General features: G+C 66.1%; 18 protein-coding genes. 10 read left to right on the top strand and 8 right to left on the bottom strand.

Features of this window, described 5'->3' with window-relative positions; genetic code table 11:
- Positions 1–12 precede the first annotated feature (12 nt).
- Positions 13–888 carry a succinate--CoA ligase subunit alpha gene (gene sucD / locus ACCQ13_RS14500; RefSeq protein ID WP_104604276.1) on the top strand — a complete coding sequence of 292 codons (876 nt, stop codon included), beginning with the start codon at positions 13–15 and terminating at the stop codon, positions 886–888.
- Between the two features lie 117 nt (positions 889–1,005).
- Here sucD and ACCQ13_RS14495 read toward each other — a convergent pair whose 3' ends face one another.
- Positions 1,006–1,386, bottom strand: a complete 381-nt coding sequence (locus ACCQ13_RS14495; protein ID WP_372372247.1) for a hypothetical protein — start codon at positions 1,384–1,386, stop codon at positions 1,006–1,008.
- A 220-nt stretch (positions 1,387–1,606) separates the two neighbouring features.
- On the opposite strand from ACCQ13_RS14495, the gene ACCQ13_RS14490 reads away from it, so the two are divergent.
- Together ACCQ13_RS14490 and ACCQ13_RS14485 are read left to right on the top strand one after the other, a co-directional pair.
- The gene (locus tag ACCQ13_RS14490; protein ID WP_167526931.1) at positions 1,607–1,999 is read left to right on the top strand and encodes an endonuclease domain-containing protein; all 393 of its coding nucleotides are present in this window, start codon (positions 1,607–1,609) and stop codon (positions 1,997–1,999) included.
- Position 2,000: 1 nt separating this feature from the next.
- Positions 2,001–3,641 carry an NAD+ synthase gene (locus ACCQ13_RS14485; protein WP_104604272.1) on the top strand — a complete coding sequence of 547 codons (1,641 nt, stop codon included), beginning with the start codon at positions 2,001–2,003 and terminating at the stop codon, positions 3,639–3,641.
- Between the two features lie 327 nt (positions 3,642–3,968).
- Here ACCQ13_RS14485 and ACCQ13_RS14480 read toward each other — a convergent pair whose 3' ends face one another.
- The gene (locus tag ACCQ13_RS14480) at positions 3,969–4,850 is read right to left on the bottom strand and encodes an outer membrane protein assembly factor BamD (protein ID WP_104604270.1); all 882 of its coding nucleotides are present in this window, start codon (positions 4,848–4,850) and stop codon (positions 3,969–3,971) included.
- Between the two features lie 120 nt (positions 4,851–4,970).
- Here ACCQ13_RS14480 and rluD point away from each other — a divergent pair, with 120 nt between their 5' ends.
- From rluD to ACCQ13_RS14460, 4 genes are read left to right on the top strand one after another with little or no spacing between them, the layout of a single operon-like run.
- Positions 4,971–5,966, top strand: a complete 996-nt coding sequence (gene rluD, locus ACCQ13_RS14475; RefSeq protein ID WP_104604268.1) for a 23S rRNA pseudouridine(1911/1915/1917) synthase RluD — start codon at positions 4,971–4,973, stop codon at positions 5,964–5,966.
- A 1-nt stretch (position 5,967) separates the two neighbouring features.
- The gene (gene pgeF / locus ACCQ13_RS14470; protein WP_104604266.1) at positions 5,968–6,783 is read left to right on the top strand and encodes a peptidoglycan editing factor PgeF; all 816 of its coding nucleotides are present in this window, start codon (positions 5,968–5,970) and stop codon (positions 6,781–6,783) included.
- A 20-nt stretch (positions 6,784–6,803) separates the two neighbouring features.
- Positions 6,804–7,310, top strand: a complete 507-nt coding sequence (locus tag ACCQ13_RS14465) for a DUF4166 domain-containing protein (RefSeq protein ID WP_159408005.1) — start codon at positions 6,804–6,806, stop codon at positions 7,308–7,310.
- A 1-nt stretch (position 7,311) separates the two neighbouring features.
- Positions 7,312–7,731 (top strand): thiol-disulfide oxidoreductase DCC family protein, encoded by a 420-nt coding sequence (locus ACCQ13_RS14460; RefSeq protein ID WP_159407400.1) that lies wholly within the window; start codon positions 7,312–7,314, stop codon positions 7,729–7,731.
- Positions 7,732–8,738: 1,007 nt separating this feature from the next.
- On the opposite strand, the gene ACCQ13_RS14455 is transcribed toward ACCQ13_RS14460, so the two are convergent.
- The 5 genes from ACCQ13_RS14455 to otsB form a co-directional block, all read right to left on the bottom strand.
- On the bottom strand, positions 8,739–10,607 hold the full coding sequence (locus ACCQ13_RS14455; protein WP_159407399.1) for a methyl-accepting chemotaxis protein: 1,869 nt from the start codon (positions 10,605–10,607) through the stop codon (positions 8,739–8,741).
- A gap of 440 nt (positions 10,608–11,047) precedes the next feature.
- Positions 11,048–11,188, bottom strand: coding sequence for a hypothetical protein (locus ACCQ13_RS14450; RefSeq protein WP_170066994.1), 141 nt, complete (start codon positions 11,186–11,188; stop codon positions 11,048–11,050).
- Positions 11,189–11,229: 41 nt separating this feature from the next.
- On the bottom strand, positions 11,230–12,597 hold the full coding sequence (otsA, locus tag ACCQ13_RS14445; RefSeq protein WP_104604260.1) for an alpha,alpha-trehalose-phosphate synthase (UDP-forming): 1,368 nt from the start codon (positions 12,595–12,597) through the stop codon (positions 11,230–11,232).
- Positions 12,594–14,372, bottom strand: a complete 1,779-nt coding sequence (locus ACCQ13_RS14440) for a glycoside hydrolase family 15 protein (protein WP_159407398.1) — start codon at positions 14,370–14,372, stop codon at positions 12,594–12,596. The genes otsA and ACCQ13_RS14440 overlap by 4 nt, the downstream gene beginning before the upstream one ends.
- Before the next feature lie 48 nt (positions 14,373–14,420).
- Entirely contained in the window at positions 14,421–15,179 is a 759-nt protein-coding gene (otsB, locus tag ACCQ13_RS14435; protein ID WP_104604256.1) for a trehalose-phosphatase, read from the bottom strand.
- A gap of 276 nt (positions 15,180–15,455) precedes the next feature.
- Between otsB and ACCQ13_RS14430 the strand changes: the two genes are divergently transcribed.
- The 3 genes from ACCQ13_RS14430 (at position 15,456) to ACCQ13_RS14420 (ending at position 20,312) form a co-directional block, all read left to right on the top strand.
- Positions 15,456–16,844, top strand: a complete 1,389-nt coding sequence (locus ACCQ13_RS14430; protein WP_372372242.1) for a DcaP family trimeric outer membrane transporter — start codon at positions 15,456–15,458, stop codon at positions 16,842–16,844.
- Positions 16,845–16,914: 70 nt separating this feature from the next.
- Positions 16,915–18,705: an aspartate-alanine antiporter gene (gene aspT, locus ACCQ13_RS14425; RefSeq protein ID WP_372372240.1), complete on the top strand. Its 1,791-nt coding sequence runs from the start codon at positions 16,915–16,917 to the stop codon at positions 18,703–18,705.
- Between the two features lie 23 nt (positions 18,706–18,728).
- Entirely contained in the window at positions 18,729–20,312 is a 1,584-nt protein-coding gene (locus tag ACCQ13_RS14420) for a bifunctional aspartate transaminase/aspartate 4-decarboxylase (RefSeq protein ID WP_372372238.1), read from the top strand.
- A gap of 61 nt (positions 20,313–20,373) precedes the next feature.
- Here ACCQ13_RS14420 and ACCQ13_RS14415 read toward each other — a convergent pair whose 3' ends face one another.
- Positions 20,374–22,809, bottom strand: coding sequence for a TonB-dependent receptor plug domain-containing protein (locus ACCQ13_RS14415; protein ID WP_159407395.1), 2,436 nt, complete (start codon positions 22,807–22,809; stop codon positions 20,374–20,376).
- Positions 22,810–22,819: the final 10 nt, after the last annotated feature.

Raw genomic sequence — 22,819 nt, 5'->3', positions numbered from 1 at the left:
AAGGAACTATCCATGTCCGTTTTGATTAACAAGAACACCAAGGTGATCGTGCAGGGCTTCACCGGCCAGCAGGGCACCTTCCACGCCACTCAGATGATCGAGTACGGCACCCAGGTCGTCGGCGGCGTGACCCCCGGCAAGGGCGGCACCACCCATATCGACCTGCCGGTGTTCAACACCGTGGCCGACGCCGTGCAGAGCACCGGTGCCAACGCGTCGGTGATCTACGTGCCACCGCCGTACGCGGCCGATGCGATCCTGGAAGCGGCGGCGGCCGGCATCAAGGTCATCGTGTGCATCACCGAAGGCATCCCGGTGCTGGACATGCTGCGCGTCAAGAACGTGCTGACCCGCTCGCATCCGGACACCGTGCTGATCGGGCCGAACTGCCCCGGTGTCATCACCCCGGGCGAGTGCAAGATCGGCATCATGCCGGGCCACATCCACAAGCCGGGCAAGATCGGCATCGTGTCGCGTTCGGGCACCCTGACCTATGAAGCGGTCAAGCAGACCACCGAAGTGGGCCTGGGCCAGAGCACCTGCATCGGCATCGGTGGCGACCCGATCAACGGCCTGAACTTCGTCGACTGCCTCAAGCTGTTCAACGAAGACCCGCAGACCGAAGGCATCATCATGGTCGGCGAAATCGGCGGCGACGCCGAGGAAGCCGGTGCCGAGTACATCAAGCAGTTCGTGAAGAAGCCGGTGGTCGGTTTCATCGCTGGTGCGTCTGCGCCGGCCGGCAAGCGCATGGGCCACGCCGGTGCGATCGCCTCGGGCGGTAAGGGCACGGCCGAAGGCAAGTTCGCGGCGATGGAAGCTGCTGGCGTCAAGACTGTCCGTTCGCCGGGCGATCTGGGTGCGGCGATTGCTGCGCTGGTGAAGTAAGAACGCCGCACGCGCAAGCGTGCAAGCGTCCAGCGAGGCCGCCTTCGGGCGGCCTTTTTGCTGCCCTCATCCGCCCTTCGGGCACCTTCTCCCGCATGCGGGAGAAGGGAGCAACAGTTACACCCACAGCAACAGTAACAGCCACAGCCACAGCCACAGCCACAGCCACAGCCGCAGCCGCAGCCGCAGCCACAGCCGCAGCCGCAGCCGCAGCCGCAGCCACAGCCACAGCCACAGCCACAGCCGCAGCCGCAGCCGCAGCCACAGCCGCAGCCGCAGCCGCAGCCGCAGCCACAGCCGCAGCCGCAGCCACAGCCACAGCCGCAGCCGCAGCCGCAGCCGCAGCCACAGCCGCAGCCGCAGCCACAGCCACAGCCACAGCCGCAGCCGCAGCCGCAGCCACAGCCGCAGCCGCAGCCGCAGCCACAGCCGCAGCCGCAGCCACAGCCACAGCCACAGCCACAGCCACAGCAACAGCAGAGATGCTGCTGAGATCATGTTCCCAAGAGATGTCAGGCTGGTCGTTGCTGCGTGACCTACGGGTCGTGCCACGGTCACGGCCCCGCCTGCTGTGTCATCCCCTCTCCCGCTTGCGGGAGAGGGGTAGGGGTGAGGGCGCCTCCGACGCGGCGATCCCCGATGCCAAAGCGCCATCAACACCGATAGCGCCAGCCGGGCGGTACCCGCAACCTTGGCCATCCTCCTGCCGGGAATGTCCATGCGCCACGCCGCCAAGACCGGATTCGCCAAGCACCTGCGTCGTGAGATGACCGCAGCTGAGCGCGCGCTGTGGTATCGGTTGCGAGATCGACGCCTGCTCGGCTTCAAGTTCCGCCGTCAGTTTCCCATCGGACCTTATATCGTCGATTTCGTCTGCCTCGCCCGGGCGTTGATCGTCGAAATCGACGGGAGCCAGCACCTACTGCCCGGTGCGGACGCCACGCGCGGTGCCTTCCTGCACCGCAAGGGCTTCCAGGTGCTGCGCTTCTGGAATAATGCAGTGCTTGCCAGTGGCGACGACGTCTGCGAGAGGATCGCGCGAGGTCTGCTTGCGGCTCGTTCCTCCCTTCCCGCTTCCGTGCTTCGGAAAACACGCGCACAAGGCCATTGACATGTCCCAGACCCTCCGCATCGCCATGGCCCAGTTCGATTTCCCGGTCGGCGCCGTCGCCCAGAACACCGACCGCATCATCGAGTACATCGCGGCGGCACGCGACGAATTCGGCGCCGACATCGTGCTGTTTCCCGAGCTGGCGATCAGTGGCTATCCGCCGGAAGACTTGCTGCTACGCCCCGGGTTTCTGGCCCATTGCGAACAGGCGCTGATGCGCATTGCAGCGGCCACGCGCGGCATCGTGGCGGTGGTGGGCTGGCCGCAGAGCGCCGGCAGCGTGGTGTACAACGCCGCCAGCGTGCTGCGCGATGGCCAGGTCGAGGCGACCTACCGCAAGCGCGAGCTGCCCAATTACGCGGTGTTCGATGAGCGGCGCTATTTCGACGTGGATCCGGATGGCGACAACTGCGTGGTCACGGTCAAGGGGGTGCAGGTGGGGGTGGTGATCTGTGAGGACCTGTGGTTCGCCGAGCCGCTGGCGAAAACCGTACAGGCCGGCGCCGAGCTGGTGCTGGTGCCCAATGCCTCGCCGTACGAGCGCGGCAAGCATGCGCAGCGCGATGCGCTGCTGGCCGAGCGTACCCGTGAAAGCGGAGCGGCGATTGCCTATCTCAATGTGGTCGGTGGCCAGGACGCGCTGGTGTTCGATGGGGCCTCGGTGGTGGCTGATGGCAATGGCACCGTGCATCCGGCCGCTGCAGCGTTCGTGGATCAGTGGCTGGTGGTGGACTATGCCGCCGGCCCGCGCAGTTTCACCCCGGTGGTGTGGGTGGACGATGGCGACGAAAGCATGGATGCGCTGGCCTGGCGTGCAGTCGTGCGCGGCCTGCAGGACTATTGCCGCAAGAATGGTTTCGGCAAGGTGTGGCTGGGGCTGTCCGGCGGCATCGACTCGGCGCTGGTGCTGGCGATGGCGGTAGACGCGCTGGGCGCGGAGAACGTCACCGCAGTGCGGCTGCCGTCGCGCTACACGGCGAACCTGTCCAACGATCTGGCCGATGAGCAGTGCCGCGCTCTGGGAGTCAAGCTGGAAACCGTCGCGATCGCGCCGGTGTTCGAAGGGTTGCTCGCCGCGCTGGGGCCGATGTTCGAAGGCACCCAGCCGGACATCACCGAGGAAAACCTGCAGTCGCGCAGTCGCGGCGTGATTCTGATGGCGCTGTCCAACAAGTTCGGCGGGCTGTTGCTGACCACCGGCAACAAGAGCGAATACGCGGTGGGCTACGCCACCATCTATGGCGACATGTGCGGTGGCTATGCGCCGCTCAAGGATCTGTACAAGACTGAAGTGTTCGGCCTGGCCAAGTGGCGCAATACGGTGGGGGGCGCGCCAGTGATTCCACCGGCGGTGATTGCGCGCCCGCCATCGGCCGAGCTGCGCGACAACCAGACCGACCAGGATTCGCTGCCGCCCTACGACGTGCTCGACGGCATCCTGTACCGCTATGTCGATCAGGAGCAGTCGCGCGACGACATCGTCGCTGCCGGGTACGCGGCAGACACGGTGGAGCACGTGCTGCGGCTGGTGCGGCTGAACGAATGGAAGCGTCACCAGGCTGCGCCGGGGCCGAAGGTGTCGCGGCGCGCATTTGGCCGCGAACGGCGCTACCCGATCACCAACGGGTATCGCGGTCAGTAACGTTCCGCTGCGGTAAGCCTGGCCTGCTACAGCTGCCATCGGCATACGGCAGCAGCGATAGGCCTGTCTTGTCGCCGGAACGCGCCGCTGGTGAGGTTTGCCAGGCTCGTCTCGCTGAGCGGGGGGCATTTGGATCAGGATGCCAGTGCATCCACGACCTTGCCCGTGACGCGGTGCCGCGCGCACCAACACACCCGGTCAGTCCGCTGCGTCCTCCGGCAACCTGGCTGCGGGCGTGCGCGGTGAGGGTCCATAGCGGCAAGACCGGGCCAAAAACAAAGGGGCCTCTCGGCCCCTTGTTGCAGCGTTGCGCGGTGAGCGAAGAACTCAGTCGCGATTCATCTGCGCATTACGCTGCCCGCTGGCGGCGGATTTTTCGCCGGCGAACGGGTTGAGCTTGCGAACCGCCCACGGGTATTTCGGCCACTGGCCGGCCAGCCACGGATGCTGCGGGCTGTTGAGCTCCAGCACGCGGCGGGCGTCCGCGGCCAGGGTCTTGTTGCCCAAATGGGTGTAGGCCTCGGCCAGCACCGCGACCGCATCGTACTGGTAGGCGCTCTGCGGGTAGGTTTCCAGCAGGTAGTTGGCGCGGCCGGCCGCCGACACCCAGGCGTTGCGGCGCAGGTAGTACAGCGCATTGTCCAGCTCGTGCTGGGCGAAGATGTCGCGCAGTTCGATCATACGCAGGCGCGCATCAGCGGCGTAGCGGCTGTTCGGGTAGCGGTCGGTGACGGTATTGAAGTCGTTGTAGGCCTGCTGCGGCGAGGACAAGTCGCGGCGGCTGGCATCCAGCGACCACACCCGGCGCAGGAACACCGTGTCGCGGTTGCTGTTGGCCAGCCCGCGCAGGTAGTACAGGTAGGCGATATTGCGATGGGTTGGGTAGGTGCGGATGAAGCGGTCGACACTGGACACGGTGTCTTCGTGCTTGCCGGCCTTGTACTGCGCGTAGGCGGTTTCGATCATCGCCTGCTCGGTGTACGGGCCGTAGGGGTACTGGGCGATCAGGCGCTTGTAGCTGGCTTCGGCGCCGGCCCAGTTGCCCTTCTCCATCAGCCCATGGCCCTTGCCGTAGAGTTGCTCCACCGGCATGCCCTCGTCGGGATTCTTGTCCTTGGCGCCGCGGTGGCAGCCGGTGACGACGAAGGCCATGACCAGCATGAGGGCAATCAGGCGCGCAGGCGCGGAAAACGTGGACCGTCGGATCATGGGTCTGGGCAGGACGCGTCAGGAAAACGAAAGGGCGATGATAGCCTAGTGGCCTGTCCGGCGACTGACTCCTGCCGCCCGGACCCCAAAATTCCCGTTTTTGCCTGAGTGCCCGTGTCCATGTCCGACCCTTCCGCCGACCCCACCGACCCGTCCATCCGTCAGGCCATCGTGCCCGACAGCGCCGCAGGGCGGCGTTTCGACGCGGTGCTGGCCGAACTGTTTCCCGAATTTTCGCGCTCGCGGCTGTCGGAGTGGATCAAGTCCGGCGACGCGCTGCTGGACGGCGATATGGCGCGTCCGCGCGACACCTTGCGCGGCGGTGAGAGCGTGCAGCTGCAGGTGGTGCTGGAAACCCAGACCCATGCCGCGCCGCAGGACATCCCGCTGAACGTGTTGTACGAGGACGAGCAGGTGCTGGTGATCGACAAGCCGGCCGGCCTGGTGGTGCATCCGGGCGCGGGTAATCCGGACGGCACCCTGGTCAACGCACTGCTGTTCCGCGACCCGGCGCTGTCGGCGGTGCCGCGCGCCGGCGTGGTGCATCGCCTGGACAAGGACACCAGCGGCGTGATGGTGGTCGCCCGGACTGTGCAGGCGCAGACCGCGTTGGTGGAACAGCTGTCCGCGCGCGACGTGCATCGCCAGTATCTGGCGGTGGTGGTCGGAGCGCTGGTGTCCGGCGGCACCGCCAATGCCCCGATCGACCGCAACCCGCGCGATCGCCTGAAGATGGCGGTGCGCGACGACGGCCGCGATGCGGTGACCCATTACCGGCTACGCGAGCGTTTCCGTGCGCATACCGCGCTGGAATGCCGGCTGGAAACCGGGCGCACCCATCAGATCCGCGTGCATATGGCACATCTGAAATCGCCCATCGTCGGCGACCCGCTGTACGGCGGCGCACTCAAGTTGCCCAAGGGCGCCACCGACGCACTGGTGCATGAGCTGCGCAGCTTCAAGCGCCAGGCCCTGCATGCCGAGACGCTGGAATTCCTGCATCCGGTCAGTGGCGAGCCGGTGCGTGCCACCGCGCCGGTGCCGGCCGATCTGCAGCGGCTGATGACCGCGCTGCGCGAGGACAGCGCACGCGCGGCCGAACTGGCGCGCCGCTGAGGTGAGCGTGGCCGCCACCTTCATCCTGCCTGCCCACTGGCCGGCGCCGCCGCGCATCCGGGCGCTGACCACGCTACGACATGGCCTGGGCGTGTCGCAGGCGCCGTTCGACACGCTCAATCTCGGCAACCGCAGCAGCCCGGAGGGCGATACGCCGGAGCGGGTGGAGCGCAACCGCGCGTTGTTGGTGCGAGCGCTGGGCTTGCCCGGCACGCCGCAGTGGCTGCAGCAGGTGCATGGGGTGGATGTGGTGCGGCTAATGGCGCGGTCGGCAGATTACGGCCCGCAGTTGGAAGGTGTGAGCGATCTTGTGCCCGGCACGCATGAACCCATCGCCGACGCCGCCGTGACCGACGTGCCGGGTCGGGTACTGGCGATCCTTACCGCCGATTGCCTGCCGGTCGTGCTCGCTGCAGTCGATGGCAGCGAGATCGCGGTCGCGCATGCGGGCTGGCGCGGGCTGGCAGGTGGCGTGCTGGAGCGCAGCGTGACGGCCATGCGCACCCCGGCATTGCAGCTGGTGGCCTGGCTGGGTCCGGCCGCAGGACCGCAGGCCTATGAAATCGGCCAGGACGTCTTCGACGCCTTCGTGGATGAAGACGTGCAGGCGCAGTACGCATTCGTCGCCACGCGGCCCGGGCATTGGCGCGTGGATCTGTACGCACTGGCGCGGCTGCGCCTGCAACGTGCCGGTCTGCGCGCCGATGCGATCCACGGCGGTGGCCTGTGCACCATTTCCGACCCGGTGCGCTTCTTCTCGCATCGCCGCGACCGCCGTAGCGGGCGCATGGCCACGCTGGCGTGGATCGTGCCCTGAGCACGCCCTTGTTCGCGCAGGTGCTGGGCCAGCCGGCGTTCGCGCAATTGCCGGCGCCGGTGCGCGCGCTGCATTCGGTGCGGAAGCGGCAGACCTTTGCCGGGCAGGCGCAGATCCGGCGCGGCCGGCATGTGCTGGCGCCCTTGCTGGCGTTGCTGAGCCGGTTGCCGCGCAGCGGCACGGTGGCGGTGGAGGTGGAGTTCCTGGTCGATGCGCAGGGCGAGCGCTGGCACCGGCGCTTTGCCGGTCTGCCGATGGATTCGCGGCTGTGGCGCGATGGAGCGGCCTTGCGCGAACACCTGGGCGCAGTGCGGTTCGAGTTTGCGCTGCGTGCCGATGCCCAGGCGCTGTATTGGCAGGCAACCCGCGTGTGGGCGTTCGGTTGGATTCCGCTGCCTGCGCGCTGGTTCGAACAGGTGCGTTGCCGCGAGCATGCCGATGCCGGCCGCTATGGATTTTTGGTCGACGTGCACCTGCCGCTGGGGGGGCCGTTCATTCGCTACGAGGGATGGCTTGAGCCACGCTGAGATGTCCACTGTCGCTGCGCGTACCGTGCCGGCCACCATCGTGTTCGATGGGGTGTGCCTGCTGTGCAATGGTTGGGTCAAATTCCTGCTGCGCCACGATCGTCGGGGGCGTTATCGCTTTGCCGCAATGCAGGGCCGGGCCGGGCGCGCGTTGTTGCAGCAGCATGGGCTGGACCCGGACGACCCGTTGTCGTTCCTGCTGGTGGACCATGGCGGCGCATGGACCGACAGCGATGCCATCGTGCGTGTGCTGGCGGGCTTGGGCGGGCTGTGGCGGCTGGCGGCAGTGTTGCGCGTGATACCGCGCGGTCTGCGCGATCTCGGATATCGCCTGCTCGCACGCAATCGCTATCGCTGGTTCGGCCGCAGCGACCACTGCATGCTGCCCACCCCCGAGCAACACGCCCGGTTTCTGGACTGACGCACGGCGTGCGGCGCAGCTGAGCTGGCCTGAGGGTCGATGGGATGCCGAAGCGGCACACCGATCGGCTGTCCGTAGGAGCGCACCAGGGCGCGACGGGTTTTATCGATAACGCTTCGTCGCGCCCAGGTGCGCTCCTACGGGTGGCGGATACGGCAGGTGCGACCGGTTTGCGCCACGGCGTGGATGACGGCTGCGCGATGGTGATGACCTACCACAGCCGGCTCACCGGTCGGCTTCTCCGTAGGAGCGCACCCGGGCGCGATGGGCTTTACCGATAACGCTTCGTCGCGCCCAGGTGCGCTCCTACGGGTGGCGGATACGGCAGGTGCGACCGGTTTGCGCCACGGCGTGGATGACGGCTACGCGGTGGTGATGACCTGCCACAGCCGGCTCACCGGTCGGCTTCTCCGTAGGAGCGCACCCGGGCGCGATGGGCTTTACAGATAACGCTTCGTCGCGCCCAGGTGCGCTCCTACGGGTGGCGGATACGGCAGGTGCGACCGGTTTGCGCCACGGCGTGGATGACGGCTGCGCGGTGGTGATGACCTGCCACAGCCGGCTCACCGGTCGGCTTCTCCGTAGGAGCGCACCCGGGCGCGATGGGCTTTACCGATAACGCTTCGTCGCGCCCAGGTGCGCTCCTACGGGTGGCGGATACGGCAGGTGCGACCGGTTTGCGCCACGGCGTGGATGACGGCTACGCGGTGGTGATGACCTGCCACAGCCGGCTCACCGGTCGGCTTCTCCGTAGGAGCGCACCCGGGCGCGATGGGCTTTACAGATAACGCTTCGTCGCGCCCAGGTGCGCTCCTACGGGTGGCGGATACGGCAGGTGCGACCGGTTTGCGCCACGGCGTGGATGACGGCTGCGCGATGGTGATGACCTACCACAGCCGGCTCACCGGTCGGCTTCTCCGTAGGAGCGCACCCGGGCGCGATGGGCTTTACCGATAACGCTTCGTCGCGCCCGGGTGCGCTCCTACAAATCGCGCGATTTTCCGGGCCTATGCTGCGTTGTGGAAGCTGGCGCGTACGACGTTGCTGGTGCCTGGGCGGGTGTCGGACTGCAGGCGGAAGATCGACACCGCATCGGCCAGCTCCACGGCCTGTTCTTCCAGGCTGCGTGCGGCGGCGGTGGCTTCTTCCACCAGCGCGGCGTTGCGCTGGGTGACTTCGTCCAGCTGCGCCACGGTGCGGTTGACCTGTTCGATGCCGCTGGATTGCTCGGCGCTGGCGGAGGTGATCTCGCTCATGATGTCGGTGACATGCTTCACCGAGCCGACGATCTCGCGCATGGTCGCGCCGGCGCGGTGCACCAGGCCCGAGCCCAGTTCCACCTTGTCGGTGGAGTCGGCGATCAGCGTCTTGATCTCCTTGGCGGCATCGGCCGAGCGGCGCGCCAGTGCGCGCACTTCCGAGGCCACCACCGCAAAGCCGCGGCCCTGTTCGCCGGCGCGCGCCGCTTCCACGGCGGCATTGAGCGCCAGGATGTTGGTTTGGAAGGCGATGCCGTCGATGACGCCGATGATTTCGCCGATCTTGTGCGAGGCGGTGCTGATCTGGCCCATGGTGGCGACCACTTGGTCCATTACCTGGCCGCCGTTCTGGGCGATGTCGCCGGTGCCCACCACCAGGCGGTTGGCCTGTAGCGCGCTGTCGGCGTTCTGCTTCACGGTGGAGGTGAGTTCTTCCATCGAGCTTGCGGTTTCCTCCAGGTTGGCGGCCTGCTGTTCGGTGCGCTCGGACAGGTCGGTATTGCCCGCGGCGATTTCCACCGCAGCCTGGCGAATGGTGTCCGAAGCGGCCTGGATGCCGCCGATGATTTCGGTCAGGCGGGCCACGGTCTGGTTGGTGTCGTCGCGCAGCCGCGCGAAGATGCCGTGCGCATCGCCGTCCACGCGCTGGGTGAGGTCGCCTTCGGCCAGCGCGCCGATCACGCGCGCCAGGGCGGCCAGGTGGGTCTCCACCGAGTCGTAGATACGGTTGATGCCCTGCGCCAGCGACAGCAGCACGCCGTCCATGCCGTCGAGCTGCATGCGCCGGCTGAAATCGCCGGTCGAGGCGGCGTCGATGACCTGGATCAACACCTGCTCGGTGTTGACCTGGGCGGTGACATCCACCCACTGCGCGATGGTGCCCAGCTTGGTGCCGTCGGCGGCGATGATGGGGCTGTAGACGAAGTCGATCTGGCGGCCGAAGAACGGCGCGCGCACCGCCTTGGACGCATTCAATGCGCGCATGCGGTCGATTGCGGCCTGGCTGTCCGGATAGATGTCGCCGATGCTGCCGCCGACGAAGCCTTCGGCATGGAAGCTGGGGCGGAAGCTCTGCACATCCGGCTCGATCAGCTTGAGCATCGCCAGCAATTTGCGGTTGGCGAACAGTACCTGGCCGTCGTCGTCGGCGATGCGGATCATGGTGTCCAGGTCGTCCAGCGCCTTGATGACGAACTGGCCATGCCGCAGGCCTTGCTCCATCACGTCGATGCGGATGGCCAACTGGTCCTGGGTCGTCTGCAGCGCATGCAGCAGTGGGCCGAGTTCGCCGGCCGCAGGGCGCAGGTCCAGGCGCTGGAAGCGGCCTTCGCCGATCGCAGTGACGGCCGTCATGGCCTGCCGCAGCTGCACGCTGCGACGGCGATGCGTCCACCAGCACAGGCCGACGCTGGCCGTGCCCAGTACCAGTAGCGCGGGAAACAACCTGGCGAAGGTGCCGGCGATTCCGCCAGGCACCAGCGTGGCGGCGTACAACGCCAGCAGGGCCAGCAACCCGATCTGTGCGGCGGCGGGCAGCCATGCAGTCCAGGCGGCACGCGCCACCTTGACGCCCGCGGGTGGGCGGGAAACGTGGGCGGCATCGTATGAAGGCGACATAGGCTGAGTCCGGCTAGGTGTTCTGGAAGGGAGATCGACGTGCGACAGGAGACAGGGCTGCAATGGGATATCGGCGGCTGAGGCCGAATCATGATGGCGTGAATCCTCCGTTTGTCGGAACACGACAAGCAGTGGCCCAAGAAACTCGAAGTGATTGATCTGGAAGCGGTTTCAATCGGGCATGCGGTCTGCCGGGCGCAACCGTCCGCCCTTGGCTGGCGACGCGCGAATGTAAATTTCAGGTGATTTCCAACCGCCGTGTGCGTGGGGCGCAGGGCAACCCACATCGTTATCTGCCACGGCACAGCCCGGGCGCCGGCCATGGCGATGCCCGGTGAGTCGGAGAGGGGCTGGGCAGTTCTACGGCGGCGCGACGCAAGGGGCATTGAGCGGCGACATCCACGGCTCCTTGCGGACGCCATGCGCCAGACCCTCCTGCGTCATGTGGCGGGGGGCTTGCTCTTGCCGCCGAACACCGGCGCTACGTCCAGCGTATGCACCACCGGCTGGGCGGCGGCGGTCCAGGCCGAAGACATCGCCGGACGCAATGCCGATAGGCAGGCAGACCGGACCCAGCTCATCGTCGGCGGCCATCAGCGACGACCTACCGTGGGAGCAGCGATCAGATGTCGGTCAGCGCCTGCAGATACCGCTGGCGCCAGTGATTGATGGTGTTCTTGCGCAGGTGGTCCATCATCGCGTGCCAGCGCTCGATGCGGGTTGCCAGTGGCATGCTGGCCGCGCTTGCAATCGCATCGGCCACACCATCCAGATCGTGCGGATTGACCAGTAGCGCTTCCTTCATTTCGTCGGCGGCGCCGGCCAGCAACGACAGCACCAGCACACCCGGATCCTTGGGGTCCTGCGCGGCGACGAATTCCTTGGCGACCAGATTCATGCCATCGCGCAGCGGCGTGACCAGGCCCACCGACGCTGCCCGATAAAAACCGGTCAGGGTGGCGTGGCTGAAGTTCTGGTTGACGTAGCGTAGCGGAGTCCAATCCGGCTCTGCATGCCCGCCATTGATGTGGCCGGCGATCTGCTCCAGCTGCCCGCGCAACTGCCGGTATTCGGTGACGTCACCACGCGAGACCGGGGCGATCTGCAGATAGGTGAGGCTGCCGGATTGATCGGGATAGCGCTCCAAATAACGCTCGAAGCCTTGGAAGCGTTCCGGCAAGCCTTTGGAGTAATCCAGTCGATCCACGCCGATGGCGAGCTGGCGCCCGCGCAGGCTTTCGCGCAGATCGCGCACCGATTGCTTGCCGACCGCCGCCTTGGCCTGGTTGGCGATGAGGTCGGTGTCGATGCCGATGGGGAATGACGCGGCAGTGAAGCGACGCCCGCCCGGGCCTTCGACCAGGTCGCCGTCCAGCACGCGACCGCCACCAAACAGGCGGACGTACGCCTTGAAGCGTTCGGCATCGCGCTGGGTCTGGAAGCCGACCAGGTCGTAGGCATAGAAGGTGCTGAACAGGCGCGCGTGATCGGGCATGGCCTGCACCAGATCGGCCGAGGGCATCGGCACATGCAGGAAGAACCCCATCTTGCAGCCCACGCCCAGCTCGCGCAGCATCGCGCCGAGTGGAATCATGTGGTAATCGTGGATCCACACCGTATCGCTGTCTTTCAGCAGCGGCGCCAGCTTTTCGGCGAACAACCGGTTGACGCGCAGATAGCCTTCGCGCTTGGCGCGGTCGTAGTCCACCAGGTCCAGGCGGAAGTGCAGCAACGGCCACAGCGTGCGATTGGCGAAGCCGTTGTAGTACGAATCGATATCGCGCTTGTTGAGGTCCATGGTGACGAAGGTGATGTCGCCTTCGGTCTGCTCGTGCAGGCCGCCGCTGTCGCCGCGCGCGGTCTTGCCGCTCCAGCCGAACCACATGCCGCCTCGCTCCTTGAGTGCGGCCAGCAACCCCACCGCCAGGCCGCCGGCGCGGTTTTCGCCTGGCACCGCGACGCGATTGGACACCACTACCAAACGACTCATGACGCCTCCTGCCAGCTGCGCGACAAGCGCATCGCGGCGATAATCAGACCGACGTGCGAATAGGTCTGCGGGAAATTGCCCCAGGCCTCGCCGTCTTCGAAGGCCAGGTCTTCGGACAGCAAGCCCAGGTGATTGCGGCGCGAGAGGATGCGCTCGAACAGGTCACGCGCCTCGTCCTTGCGACCGATGGCGGCGAGCGCATCGATGTACCAGAACGTGCAGATGGTGAAGCTGGTTTCCGGCTCACCGAAGTCGTCCGGCGCGATGTAGCGGTACAGCGCATCGCCATGCTTGAGCACGCGGCCCACCGCTTCGACCGTGCGTATGAAGCGGCTGTCGTCGTTGGCCACGATGCCGATGTCGGCCAGCAGCAACAGCGAGGCGTCCAGGCGGTGGCCGCCGAGCGTGTCGGTGAAGTGGCCGTGCTCTTCGCTCCAGGCCTCGTTCAACACGCGCTCGCGGATGCTGTCGGCACGCTCGCGCCAGTAGCTGCTGCGCTCGGGCAACACCAGCCGGTCGGCGATCTTGGACAGGCGATCGCAGGCCGCCCAGCACATCGCGGCGGTGTAAGTGTGCACCTCGGCGCGGCCGCGGAATTCCCACAGCCCGGCGTCGGGCACATTGTGTAGCGCGTAGGCGCGTTCGCCCAGCGGCTCCAGGCGGCGGAAGGTGTCTGCATCGCCCTGGTCTTTCAGGCGCAGGTCGAAGAACAGCTGCGTGGAAGCCAGCACCACGCTGCCGTAGACATCGTGCTGCTGCTGGATCCAGGCCAGGTTGCCGCGCCGCACCGGACCCATGCCGCGATAGCCGGCCATGGTGTCGACTTCGTGCTCTTCCAACTGCGATTCGAAACCGATGCCGTACAGCGGCTGCATGGTGCCGTCGGTGGTGGCGATATTGAAGATGTAGCCGATGAACTGCTCCATCGTGCGGGTGGCGCCCAGGCGATTGAGTGCACGCACCACGAAGGCGGCATCGCGCAGCCAGCAGTAGCGATAATCCCAGTTGCGCGGGGTGTTGGGCGCTTCCGGAATCGAGGTGGTCATCGCGGCGATGATGGCGCCGCTGTCTTCGTACTGGCACAGCTTGAGCGTGATCGCGCTGCGGATCACCGCTTCCTGCCAGTCCAGCGGGATCGACAGATAGCGCACCCATTCGCGCCAGTATTCTTCGGTGCGCTCCTGGGCTTCCTGCACATAGCCGGTGAGCGAACGGGTCAGCGATTCGTCCACGCCCAGCACCAGGCTGACCGGGTGGCTGAGTACGAAGGGCAGGCCGTCGCGCACGAACCGCACTGGCACGTCGGTGGTCAAGCGCAGGGTGAATTCCGGCAACACCCAGCGGATATGGTTGCTGCCCCAGGTGGTCTCGGGCGTGCGGCCGCCCCAGTCGGCCAGCGGGCGTGCGCGCACGATGATGCGCGGGTTGCCGGCCAGCGGACGGATCTGCCGGATGATGCTCACCGGCCGATAGAAACGGCCGTTGTTGCGCCAGCGCGGTGCGAAGTCGATCACCTCGATTTCGCCGCCCTTGCTGTCGCGCAAGACGGTGCGCAGGACGGCGGTATTGGGCAGATAGTGCTGCTCGCTGCTGGCGAAATCTTCCAGCTCCACGGCGAAATCGCCGCCTTCGGTCTTGGGCGATAGCAGCGAACAAAAGGCCGGGTCGCCATCGAAGGCGGGCAGGCAGCTCCACACCACGCGTGCCTGCCGATCCACCAATGCGCCGAAACTGCAGTTGCCGATGACGCCCAGATCCAGGTTTGGCTTGGTCATGAAAGTACGAACAATCCTATGCAATGACGAAAGGGGGGAGGGCGGCGCTCAGGCGCCGCGCGCGTTCTGTTGCAACCACGCATGCACGGCGGCGGTGCCTGGCAGGCGATAGCGCGCGCTGGTCTGGGCACGATCGCCGACCAGCACGCTCCAACCGCCCAGCCGGTTGGCGGCGTCGAAACCGAATTCGTCGGTGAGGTCGTCGCCCACGAACACCGGCGTGCGCCTGGCGAAGGCGCCTTGTTGCATCAGCTGTTCCACTGCCAGGCCCTTGTTGCTGCCTTCGGGCACGAACTCCACGACATGATCGCCTGGCTGCAGGCGGTAACCGGAGAGCCGGGCGATTTCGTCCTGCGCGAAGGCGAGCACGTCGGGGCCGGCCAACGGCTGCGCGCGCCAATGCAGTGCCACGCTGACGCCCTTGTCTTCGACCAGCACACCGGGATGCCGGTGAGTGAGCGCGGCGGCGCGTTGATGCAGGCCGTGCAGCCACGCGGAAGTGTCCTGCGGCATCGCTGCGCGTGCCGCAGCGTCGCCGCGCAGCTCATGGCCGTGCAGGCCGGCGGCCGGGAGCACCAGGGGAGCGAACAAGGCGTCGAGCTGTGCCAGCGGTCGCCCGCTGACCAGGGCGATGGCGCCTTCGAAACGCACGCTGAGGCGGCCGATGGCCGCACGCACTTCAGGCAATAGCTGCACCGCCTCGGGGCGGTCGGCAAAGTCGATCAGGGTGCCGTCCACGTCCAGGAACAATGCGCAGGCATCGTCCAGCATTGGCGGCGACGAAAGGGGGGGATGCACGTCTGCCATCACGGCAGTGTGCGCAAACAGGTGTGAGATTCGGGTTATGCAGTGGCGGGTGAGCAGGCGAAGTGCGGTGCGAAATGCACCATGGAGGCGCGCGAAGCCGGTCTGGTCGCGTCCGGATGCCGATGCGGTTGTCGGTATCTGCATGATTCTGCAGGTCGGAGCGGATCTGGGACACGCTGCCCGCTTTCGCTCCGGCAGGGGCCTCCTGAATAAGTTACCTTTCTTAAGGTTAGCAAAATACGTGTATCGAACCGGCAACCAACGGGAGGGCGGCAGATGCGTCGATACGCGTGGCTCATTGCGTTCTCGCTCTCCACCAGTTCGGTGGCGGCGCAGACGTCGTCGAATCCGGAGGTCGCGCTGCTGCGCCGGCAGGTCGAGGATTTGCGACAGGAGGTCGCACAACTGCGTCTGTTGGTGGATGCCAGGCAAGCACCTACCCATGCCGATGGCGAAGCCAGTGCGTCGCACTTGGTCGGCGCCCGGTCTGCGGATGCACCCGCGCCGGTCGCCGCGTCTGTCCTTCCGCCGCGCGAGACTTTCGGTGACGAGCTGACCGGCGTCGCTCGCCCCAACACCGCTGCCCCTCCCAACGATCCCGCGCTGCGCGGCTTCGTTCCGATCCCTGGCACCGACACCCGCATCAGGCTTGGCGGGTTTGCCAAGCTCAACGCGATGCACGATTTCGATCCGGCCGGTAATCCGGACAGGTGGGTGACGTCCAGCCTCCCGATCGATGCCGGCGCTGGACGCAACAGCAACCTCGATGCCAGCGCCACGCGTTTCAGTTTCGAGGTGCGGCGGCCATCCAGCCTCGGGCCGTTGCGGTTCTATCTGGAGAACGATTTCTATGGTGGCGCAGGCGTCATCTGGTTTCGCTTGCGCCAGGCGCATGCGCAGGTCGGTAACACCTATGCCGGTTATGGCTACAGCGCGTTCACCGACTCCGACGCGTTCCCCGAAACACTCGATGACGAAGGACCCGGTAGCGAGTCGCTCAGGCGGGTCGCTGCGGTGCGGCAGTTCTGGAAGGTGGGCGACGCCGTGACGGCTTCGCTGTCCATCGAGGATTCGGAGTCCGATCTTGCCGTGCCGGCCGGCGGCGCGGCAGAGCAGCCGCTGCCGGATCTCGTTGCGGGGTTGCGGAGGGAGGGCGGCTGGGGCCATCTGCAGGGCGCATTGCTCGCGCGCCGGCTCGCCTATCGCATGCCGCAGGGTGAGTACGCTGCCACCGCCACCGGTTTCCATCTTTCGGGCCAACGACACTTCGGGCCGCATGTGCTGACTGCCAGCCTGGTGTACGGCGAGGGTGTATCCCGCTACATCAACGACATCGGTGGCCGACGCCTGGATGCGGTGGTTGCGGACGACGGCAGCGTGCATCCGCTTGGTCTATCGGCCGGCCACCTCGGCTACACCTATCATTGGCCTGGTGGCTGGCGATCCAATCTGGTGTTTGGGCGGTTGCTTCTTGAGGCACATCCGCAGCTCCCGCGCGATGCGTTCCGTGCCAGCACGTACGGCGCGGCGAATCTGATCCTGCAGGCCAGTCCGACCTTTTCGTGGGGCATCGAGGCGCTGTATGGCACGCAGACGGTGCAGGACGGACGCAACGCCGACGCGTTCCGCATACAGGGCAGCATCAAGTACGACTTCGTCCGATGAGCGCTTTTTCCATTCCCGTTTGGACGCACGCGTCCCCGCGATGCCCTGAACGCCTCGCACCGCCGCCGGTGTGGCGGCGGCGCCCTGTCCAGGATGCGTCCAGCGCCCTGGTTCCTGTTGCCGTCTGGGGACAGGGATGCTGGGGTTTCACTCTGCCGTGCCAAGGAGGTTTTCGATGATGTGGCTCCATGAGGTGTTCACCCGCTCGCCCGAGGCGGCAATCTTCCTGACGCTTGCCATCGGTTACGCGATCGGCAGGATCACGTTCGGGCGGTTCCAATTGGGCGGTATCGCCGGCTCGCTACTGGTGGCGGTATGCGTGAGCCAGATCGGCATCTCGATCGACGATGGTGTCAAGGCGATCATGTTCGCGCTGTTCATCTATGCGGTTGGCTACAACAGTGGTCCGCAGTTCTTCAGCTCGCTCAACAGATCCAGCATCAAGGAGGTCGTGCTGGCCGGGTTCCTCGCCGTGGTGTCGCTGGCGACGGTGCTGGCACTTGCGAAATGGTTCCAACTCGACAAGGGCCTCGCCGCCGGCCTGGCCGGTGGCGCGCTGACGCAATCGGCGATCATCGGCACCGCCGGCGATGCGATCGCGCGCCTGCCGCTGCCGTCCGATCAGATCGCGGCGTTGCAGGCCAACGTGGCGATCGGCTACGCGGTGACCTACGTGTTCGGTTCGTTGGGCGCGATCATCGTGTGCGCCAACATCCTGCCACGCTTCATGAAACAGGACCTGCGCCAATCCGCGCAGCAGCAAGAGGAGTGCCTGCGCGGTGATGCGCCGGTCACCGGTGCCGGGATGGAGAGTGCGCTGCCGGCCTTGGTCGGACGTGCCTACCGGGTTGACGCCGCCGCCGGCCTGCGGGTGCGGGAGATCGAGGACGGTGCCGACGACGCGTTGACCATCGAACGGGTGATTCGCGGCGGCGACCTGCTCGATCCGGCCGAGAATCCGCGCCTGGAATCGGGCGACGTGGTCGTGGCAATCGGCCGCCGCGAGAAGGTGGTGGACGCGGCGGAACGGATTGGCCCGGAACTGCCCGCGTTCGCAGGGACGCCATTGGTGATGCGGTCGCGCCAAGCAGTGTTCACGCGTCAGGGAATGAATCGCATGACCATTGCGCAGATCAAGGCTGCGATCGATCCGGTAATGCGCCACGGCGCGTATGTCGCGTCGGTGATGCGCATGGGGCGCCCGTTGCCGGTGCTGCCACAGACGCAGATGATGCACGGCGACGTGGTGACGTTCTATGGTGCCGATTCGGATACTGCGCGCGCCGTGCGCGAGGCTGGCTATCCGCTGGCGGGCGACGACAAGACCGACTTCGTCTATATGGGCGCGGGCATCGTGGTCGGTTTGCTGGTCGGCCTGCTGGTCGCCGACGTCGGCGGCATTCCGCTCACCCTGGGCGCCGGTGGTGGCGTTCTGCTGTCGGGTCTGCTGTTTGGCTGGTTGCGCGCCAAGCGCCCGATCGTCGGTGCGCTGCCGCCCGCTGCAGGCCAGTTGCTGCAGGACTTCGGCCTGGCCGCGTTCGTCGTGGTGATTGGCCTGAACTCCGGCAAGCAGGCGCTTGGCGCGATCCAGCAGCATGGCATCAAGATCTTCGTGCTCGGCATCGTCGTCACCTTGTTGCCCCTGCTGCTGTCGATGCTCTTCGGGCGTTATGTACTGGGCTATCGCAATGTCGCCCTGTTCGCCGGCGCGCTCAGCGGCTCGCGCAGCGCCAATCCCGCGATCGGCGCCGTGCTCGACAAGACCGCAAGCTCGGTGCCAACCGTCCCATTCGCAATCACTTATGCGCTCGCCAACGTGTTCCTGACGTTGCTCGGGCCTTTGATCGTCGGTTTGATTTGACATCCTAGAAGGAGGATGGAGTCATGGATCCCAAGATTTCAGAATTCGCGAAGCTAAGCCCGTTCGAACTCAAGGACGAACTGATTGCATTGGCCAGTCGCGACAAGAACCGCCTGATGCTCAACGCCGGGCGCGGCAATCCCAACTTCCTCGCCACCGTTCCACGCCACGGTTTCTGGCAACTGGGCCTGTTCGCAATGCGCGAATCGCAGCGCTCGTTCGCCTACATGCCTGAAGGACTGGGCGGCCTGCCACGCCTGGCCGGCATCGAGGACCGCTTTGAGATCTTCGCGCGCGAGAATGCTGGCGTGGCGGGCATCGCCTTCCTCGTGGGCGCGGTGTCGTACGTGCGCGATCAACTCGGTCATGACGGCGCAACCTTCCTTTACCAGATGTGCGATGCGATCCTGGGTTGCAACTACCCGATGCCGGATCGCATGCTCGAGTGCGCCGAACCCATCATCGCGCAGTATCTGCGCCAGGAAATGGTGGGTACGTATCCATTCGTGGGCGAGATCGACATCTTCGCCACCGAGGGTGGCACCGCCGCGATGACCTACATCTTCAACACGATGCGCGAAAACCGGCTGTTGGCACCGGGTGACAGCATCGCGATCGGTATGCCGATCTTTACCCCATATATCGAGATTCCGGAACTCAACGATTACCAATTGAAAAAGGTGCTGATCGAGGCCGACCCCGCGCTCGGCTGGCAGTATCCGGCATCGGAAATCGAAAAACTTCGCGACCCCAAGGTCAAGGCCTTCTTCTTGGTCAACCCCAGCAATCCGCCGTCGGCGCGCATTGGCGATGAGACGCTGCAACTGATCGCAAGGATCGTTCAGGAGCGCCCGGACCTGATTCTGTTGACCGACGATGTGTACGGCACCTTCGCCGACGACTTCACTTCGCTGTTCGCAGTGGCCCCCCACAACACGATCCTGGTGTATTCCTATTCGAAGTATTTCGGTGCGACCGGTTGGCGTCTGGGCGCCATTGCAACGCATCGGGACAACGTGCTGGACCGCGCCATCGCCGCGTTGCCCGAAGACACGCTGGCCGAGCTGGATGCGCGTTACAGCTCGATCACCACGACACCGCGCCAGCTGAAATTCATCGACCGTCTGGTGGCCGACAGCCGCACCGTGGCGCTGAACCACACTGCGGGTTTGTCGACACCGCAGCAGGCGCAAATGGTCCTGTTCTCCCTGTTTGCGCTGATGGATACGCCAAACGCCTACAAAGGGGCGATGAAGCGCTTGATCCGTGCCCGGGAGCATGCCCTGTACCGGGAGATCGGCGCCGCGCCCGAGCCCAACCCCAACGACGTGGGCTACTACACCCTGCTCGATCTGGCCGAACTCAGCGAAAAGGTCTACGGCCGGCCATTCGCCGATTGGCTGATGCAGGCGGTTGAGCCGCAGGAACTGCTGTTCGAGCTGGCACGCGACTCCGGTATCGTGCTGCTACCGGGACGTGGTTTTGGCGGGAAACGACCTGCGGGCCGCGTGTCCCTGGCGAACCTCAACGAAGCCGATTACGCGAAGATCGGCAAGGCGGCGCGGGCATTGATCGAGTCCTATTACGCGAAGTTCGCCAGCGCCTGACGATGCATCGGCCCTGCCAGCGGCAGGGCCGACGTCACGCTATGCAGTCCTGCGCTGCAGCTCAAAAGCTGTAGCGCACCCGTCCATACCAGTACGCGCCATTGCTGCCCACCGGCGAGAGCACGTCGTAGGGCAGGTTGCCGAAGTAGGCGATATCGTCGATGGAACGGTCCGGATAGTTGTCCAGGATGTTCTGCCCGCCAATGGCCAGCGTCCACTGCGTGCCCAGGTGGTATTCGGCTTCCAGGTCCAGCTGCCATTCGGCGCCATAGGTCTGGCGGGGAACGAAGCCGCCGCCAAAGTCGAACACGCGGGTGGCGCTGCCATAGCGGTTGACGCGGGTCTGCAGATTCCAGTGCTGGTTGCTCCAGTTGGCGGCCAGCGCCGCGCGCGTGCGCGGTGCGGCATCGGTGAGCGTATTGCTTTCTTCCACGCCGAACAGCACGTAGTCCGGGTTGAGCGCCAGCACCTGCGCCGGGGTGGCGATGATGTTTTCCAGCTCGGTCTTGGCATAGCTGTAGGTGCCGGTCAGCAGCAGGTCGCCGCCGAAAGCGTACTGGCGCCAGTTGGCCACCAGCTCGGCGCCGCGGGTGCGGGTATCGGCGGCGTTGAGGAAGTAGCTGGCGCTCTGCACACCGGGTACGCCGAAGTTCTGCTGCACGAAAGCGGTCAACGCATCGCCGGTGATGTCTTCGGACAACGCAATGCGGTCGTCGATATCGATCTGGAAGAAATCCAGCGACAGGTCGAAGTGATCGCCCAGCTGGCTGGTGAAGCCCAGGCTGTAGTTGACCGACTTTTCCGGCTTCAGATCGGTGGCGCCGAGCGCACGCGCGATCGGGTTGTTGACCGACAGCAGGCGGCCCTGGGTCAGCCGGCCGGCGGCGTCATAGCCGGTGGAGGTGGCTTCGTAACCGATCTGGCTGAGCGAGGGCGCGCGCACGTTGTTGGAGATGGCGCCACGCAATGCGAACGCCGGGGCGAAGGCGTAGCGTGCGGCCAGCTTGCCGGTCCATTGGCTGCCGAAGTCCTGGTAATGCTCGTAGCGGCCGGCCAGGTCGGTGGAGAATTTGTCGCCGAACTGGCTGGACACGTTGGCATAGGCGCTGGCGACGTTGCGCGACAGATCGGCTTCGTCCTGCGGGGTGAGCCCGCCGCCGGCCTGCGAGCCGGTGGGGCGATCGGTGAACGGGCCGGCCGCATAGCTGGCCGGGTCGCCGGCGTGGGTGCGGTATTGCTCGCGGCGGAATTCAGCACCGGTGCCGAAGGTGTGGGTGGCGCCGGCGGCATTGAACACGCGGGTCAGATCAAGGTTACCCACGGTCTGCGCGAAGGCGAAATCGCCGGTCTTGAAGCGCGTGGTGCTGGTGGGCCCCAGCGAGGCGTTGAGCGAATTGCGCAGCCGGTAGGTGAAGTCGTTGCGGCCATGGTTGACGCTGGCGTCGTAATCCCACTGACCCCATTGCCCGCGCGCGCCGGCCACGATCTGCAGGTCGCGGTTCTCGCCTTCGGAAATCGGCCGATAGCCGTTGGGGTAGAGCTCGCGCCAGTTGGCGCTGCTGTCCGGGTAGCGGAAGTAGTTGGCGCCTTCGGTGTCGCGCTGGTTGTAGGTGGCAAAGCCATAGAACTCGCCGGTGGCGCTGAAGGGTACCTGGGTGTTGAGCCAGGCGTTCAGCCCCTTGGTGGCGCCATCGCCGAGCACGTAGTTGCGCCGGCCGGCCAGGGCCAGATTGGCCGGGGTCTGTTCCTCGAACGGCGGGATCTGGTCGAAGCCGGCGCGGTTGGTCGCCTCGCGGTTCTTCAGTTCCAGGCCTACCTTGAAGAAGCCGCCGTCATCGCCCAGCAGCGAGCCGACCTTGGCGCTGGCGTAGCTGGTCTGGCCGTCGGTCACGCGGCGGTCGATCGGCTTGACGTCGGTGTTGTAGGCGCCGAAGCTGGCTTCCAGCTCGCCGCGTCCAGGGTTGTCGTCCAGAATCACGTTGATGACGCCGGCAATCGCATCCGAGCCGTACTGCGCGCCGGCACCGTCGCGCAGCACTTCGATGCGCTTGATCGCGTTGATGGGGATGGAATTGAAGTCCACCGGCGTGGTGCCCTTGCCGATCTTGCTGTCGGTATTGACCAGCGCCGAGGTGTGGCGGCGCTTGCCGTTGACCAGCACCAGCACCTGATCGGGCGAGAGCCCACGCAGCTGTGCGGCGCGGATATGGTCGGCGCCGCCGGAGTTGGACTGGCGCGGGAAGTTGAACGAGGGCAGCAGCGCCTGCAGCGCGCTGCCCAGCTCGCCATTGACCACGCCGGCCTTGCGAATGTCTTCGGCGGTGAGCACGTCCACCGGCACGGTCGATTCCAGCACGGTGCGGTCACTGGCGCGGGTGCCGGTGACGATCACGGTGTCCAGGGTGGTGGCACCGGCATCGGCCTGCTGGGCCTGCGCGTTGGCGCTCAACACCGTGGCCACGGCCAGGCCGATCACCGAAAGGGTGGGACGGGTCATGCTCTTTACT

Source organism: Xanthomonas sp. NCPPB 1638, from assembly GCF_041475635.2.
In the GTDB taxonomy this organism is placed as follows: domain Bacteria; phylum Pseudomonadota; class Gammaproteobacteria; order Xanthomonadales; family Xanthomonadaceae; genus Xanthomonas; species Xanthomonas cucurbitae.
Note: the sequence above shows the minus strand (reverse complement) of the source record. Positions and strands in the feature narration are given on the sequence as shown.

Bases quoted from the DNA above. Each gene is read 5' to 3' on its own strand.
- ACCQ13_RS14485 (WP_104604272.1), top strand. From the start codon at position 2,001: ATGTCCCAGACCCTCCGCATCGCCATGGCCCAGTTCGATTTCCCGGTC.
- ACCQ13_RS14455 (WP_159407399.1), bottom strand. From the start codon at position 10,607: ATGTCGCCTTCATACGATGCCGCCCACGTTTCCCGCCCACCCGCGGGC.
- otsA (WP_104604260.1), bottom strand. From the start codon at position 12,597: ATGAGTCGTTTGGTAGTGGTGTCCAATCGCGTCGCGGTGCCAGGCGAA.
- ACCQ13_RS14450 (WP_170066994.1), bottom strand. From the start codon at position 11,188: ATGAGCTGGGTCCGGTCTGCCTGCCTATCGGCATTGCGTCCGGCGATG.
- ACCQ13_RS14440 (WP_159407398.1), bottom strand. From the start codon at position 14,372: ATGACCAAGCCAAACCTGGATCTGGGCGTCATCGGCAACTGCAGTTTC.
- ACCQ13_RS14490 (WP_167526931.1), top strand. From the start codon at position 1,607: ATGCGCCACGCCGCCAAGACCGGATTCGCCAAGCACCTGCGTCGTGAG.
- sucD (WP_104604276.1), top strand. From the start codon at position 13: ATGTCCGTTTTGATTAACAAGAACACCAAGGTGATCGTGCAGGGCTTC.
- ACCQ13_RS14460 (WP_159407400.1), top strand. From the start codon at position 7,312: ATGTCCACTGTCGCTGCGCGTACCGTGCCGGCCACCATCGTGTTCGAT.
- otsB (WP_104604256.1), bottom strand. From the start codon at position 15,179: ATGGCAGACGTGCATCCCCCCCTTTCGTCGCCGCCAATGCTGGACGAT.
- rluD (WP_104604268.1), top strand. From the start codon at position 4,971: ATGTCCGACCCTTCCGCCGACCCCACCGACCCGTCCATCCGTCAGGCC.
- ACCQ13_RS14480 (WP_104604270.1), bottom strand. From the start codon at position 4,850: ATGATCCGACGGTCCACGTTTTCCGCGCCTGCGCGCCTGATTGCCCTC.
- ACCQ13_RS14420 (WP_372372238.1), top strand. From the start codon at position 18,729: ATGGATCCCAAGATTTCAGAATTCGCGAAGCTAAGCCCGTTCGAACTC.
- ACCQ13_RS14415 (WP_159407395.1), bottom strand. From the start codon at position 22,809: ATGACCCGTCCCACCCTTTCGGTGATCGGCCTGGCCGTGGCCACGGTG.
- ACCQ13_RS14430 (WP_372372242.1), top strand. From the start codon at position 15,456: ATGCGTCGATACGCGTGGCTCATTGCGTTCTCGCTCTCCACCAGTTCG.
- ACCQ13_RS14495 (WP_372372247.1), bottom strand. From the start codon at position 1,386: ATGATCTCAGCAGCATCTCTGCTGTTGCTGTGGCTGTGGCTGTGGCTG.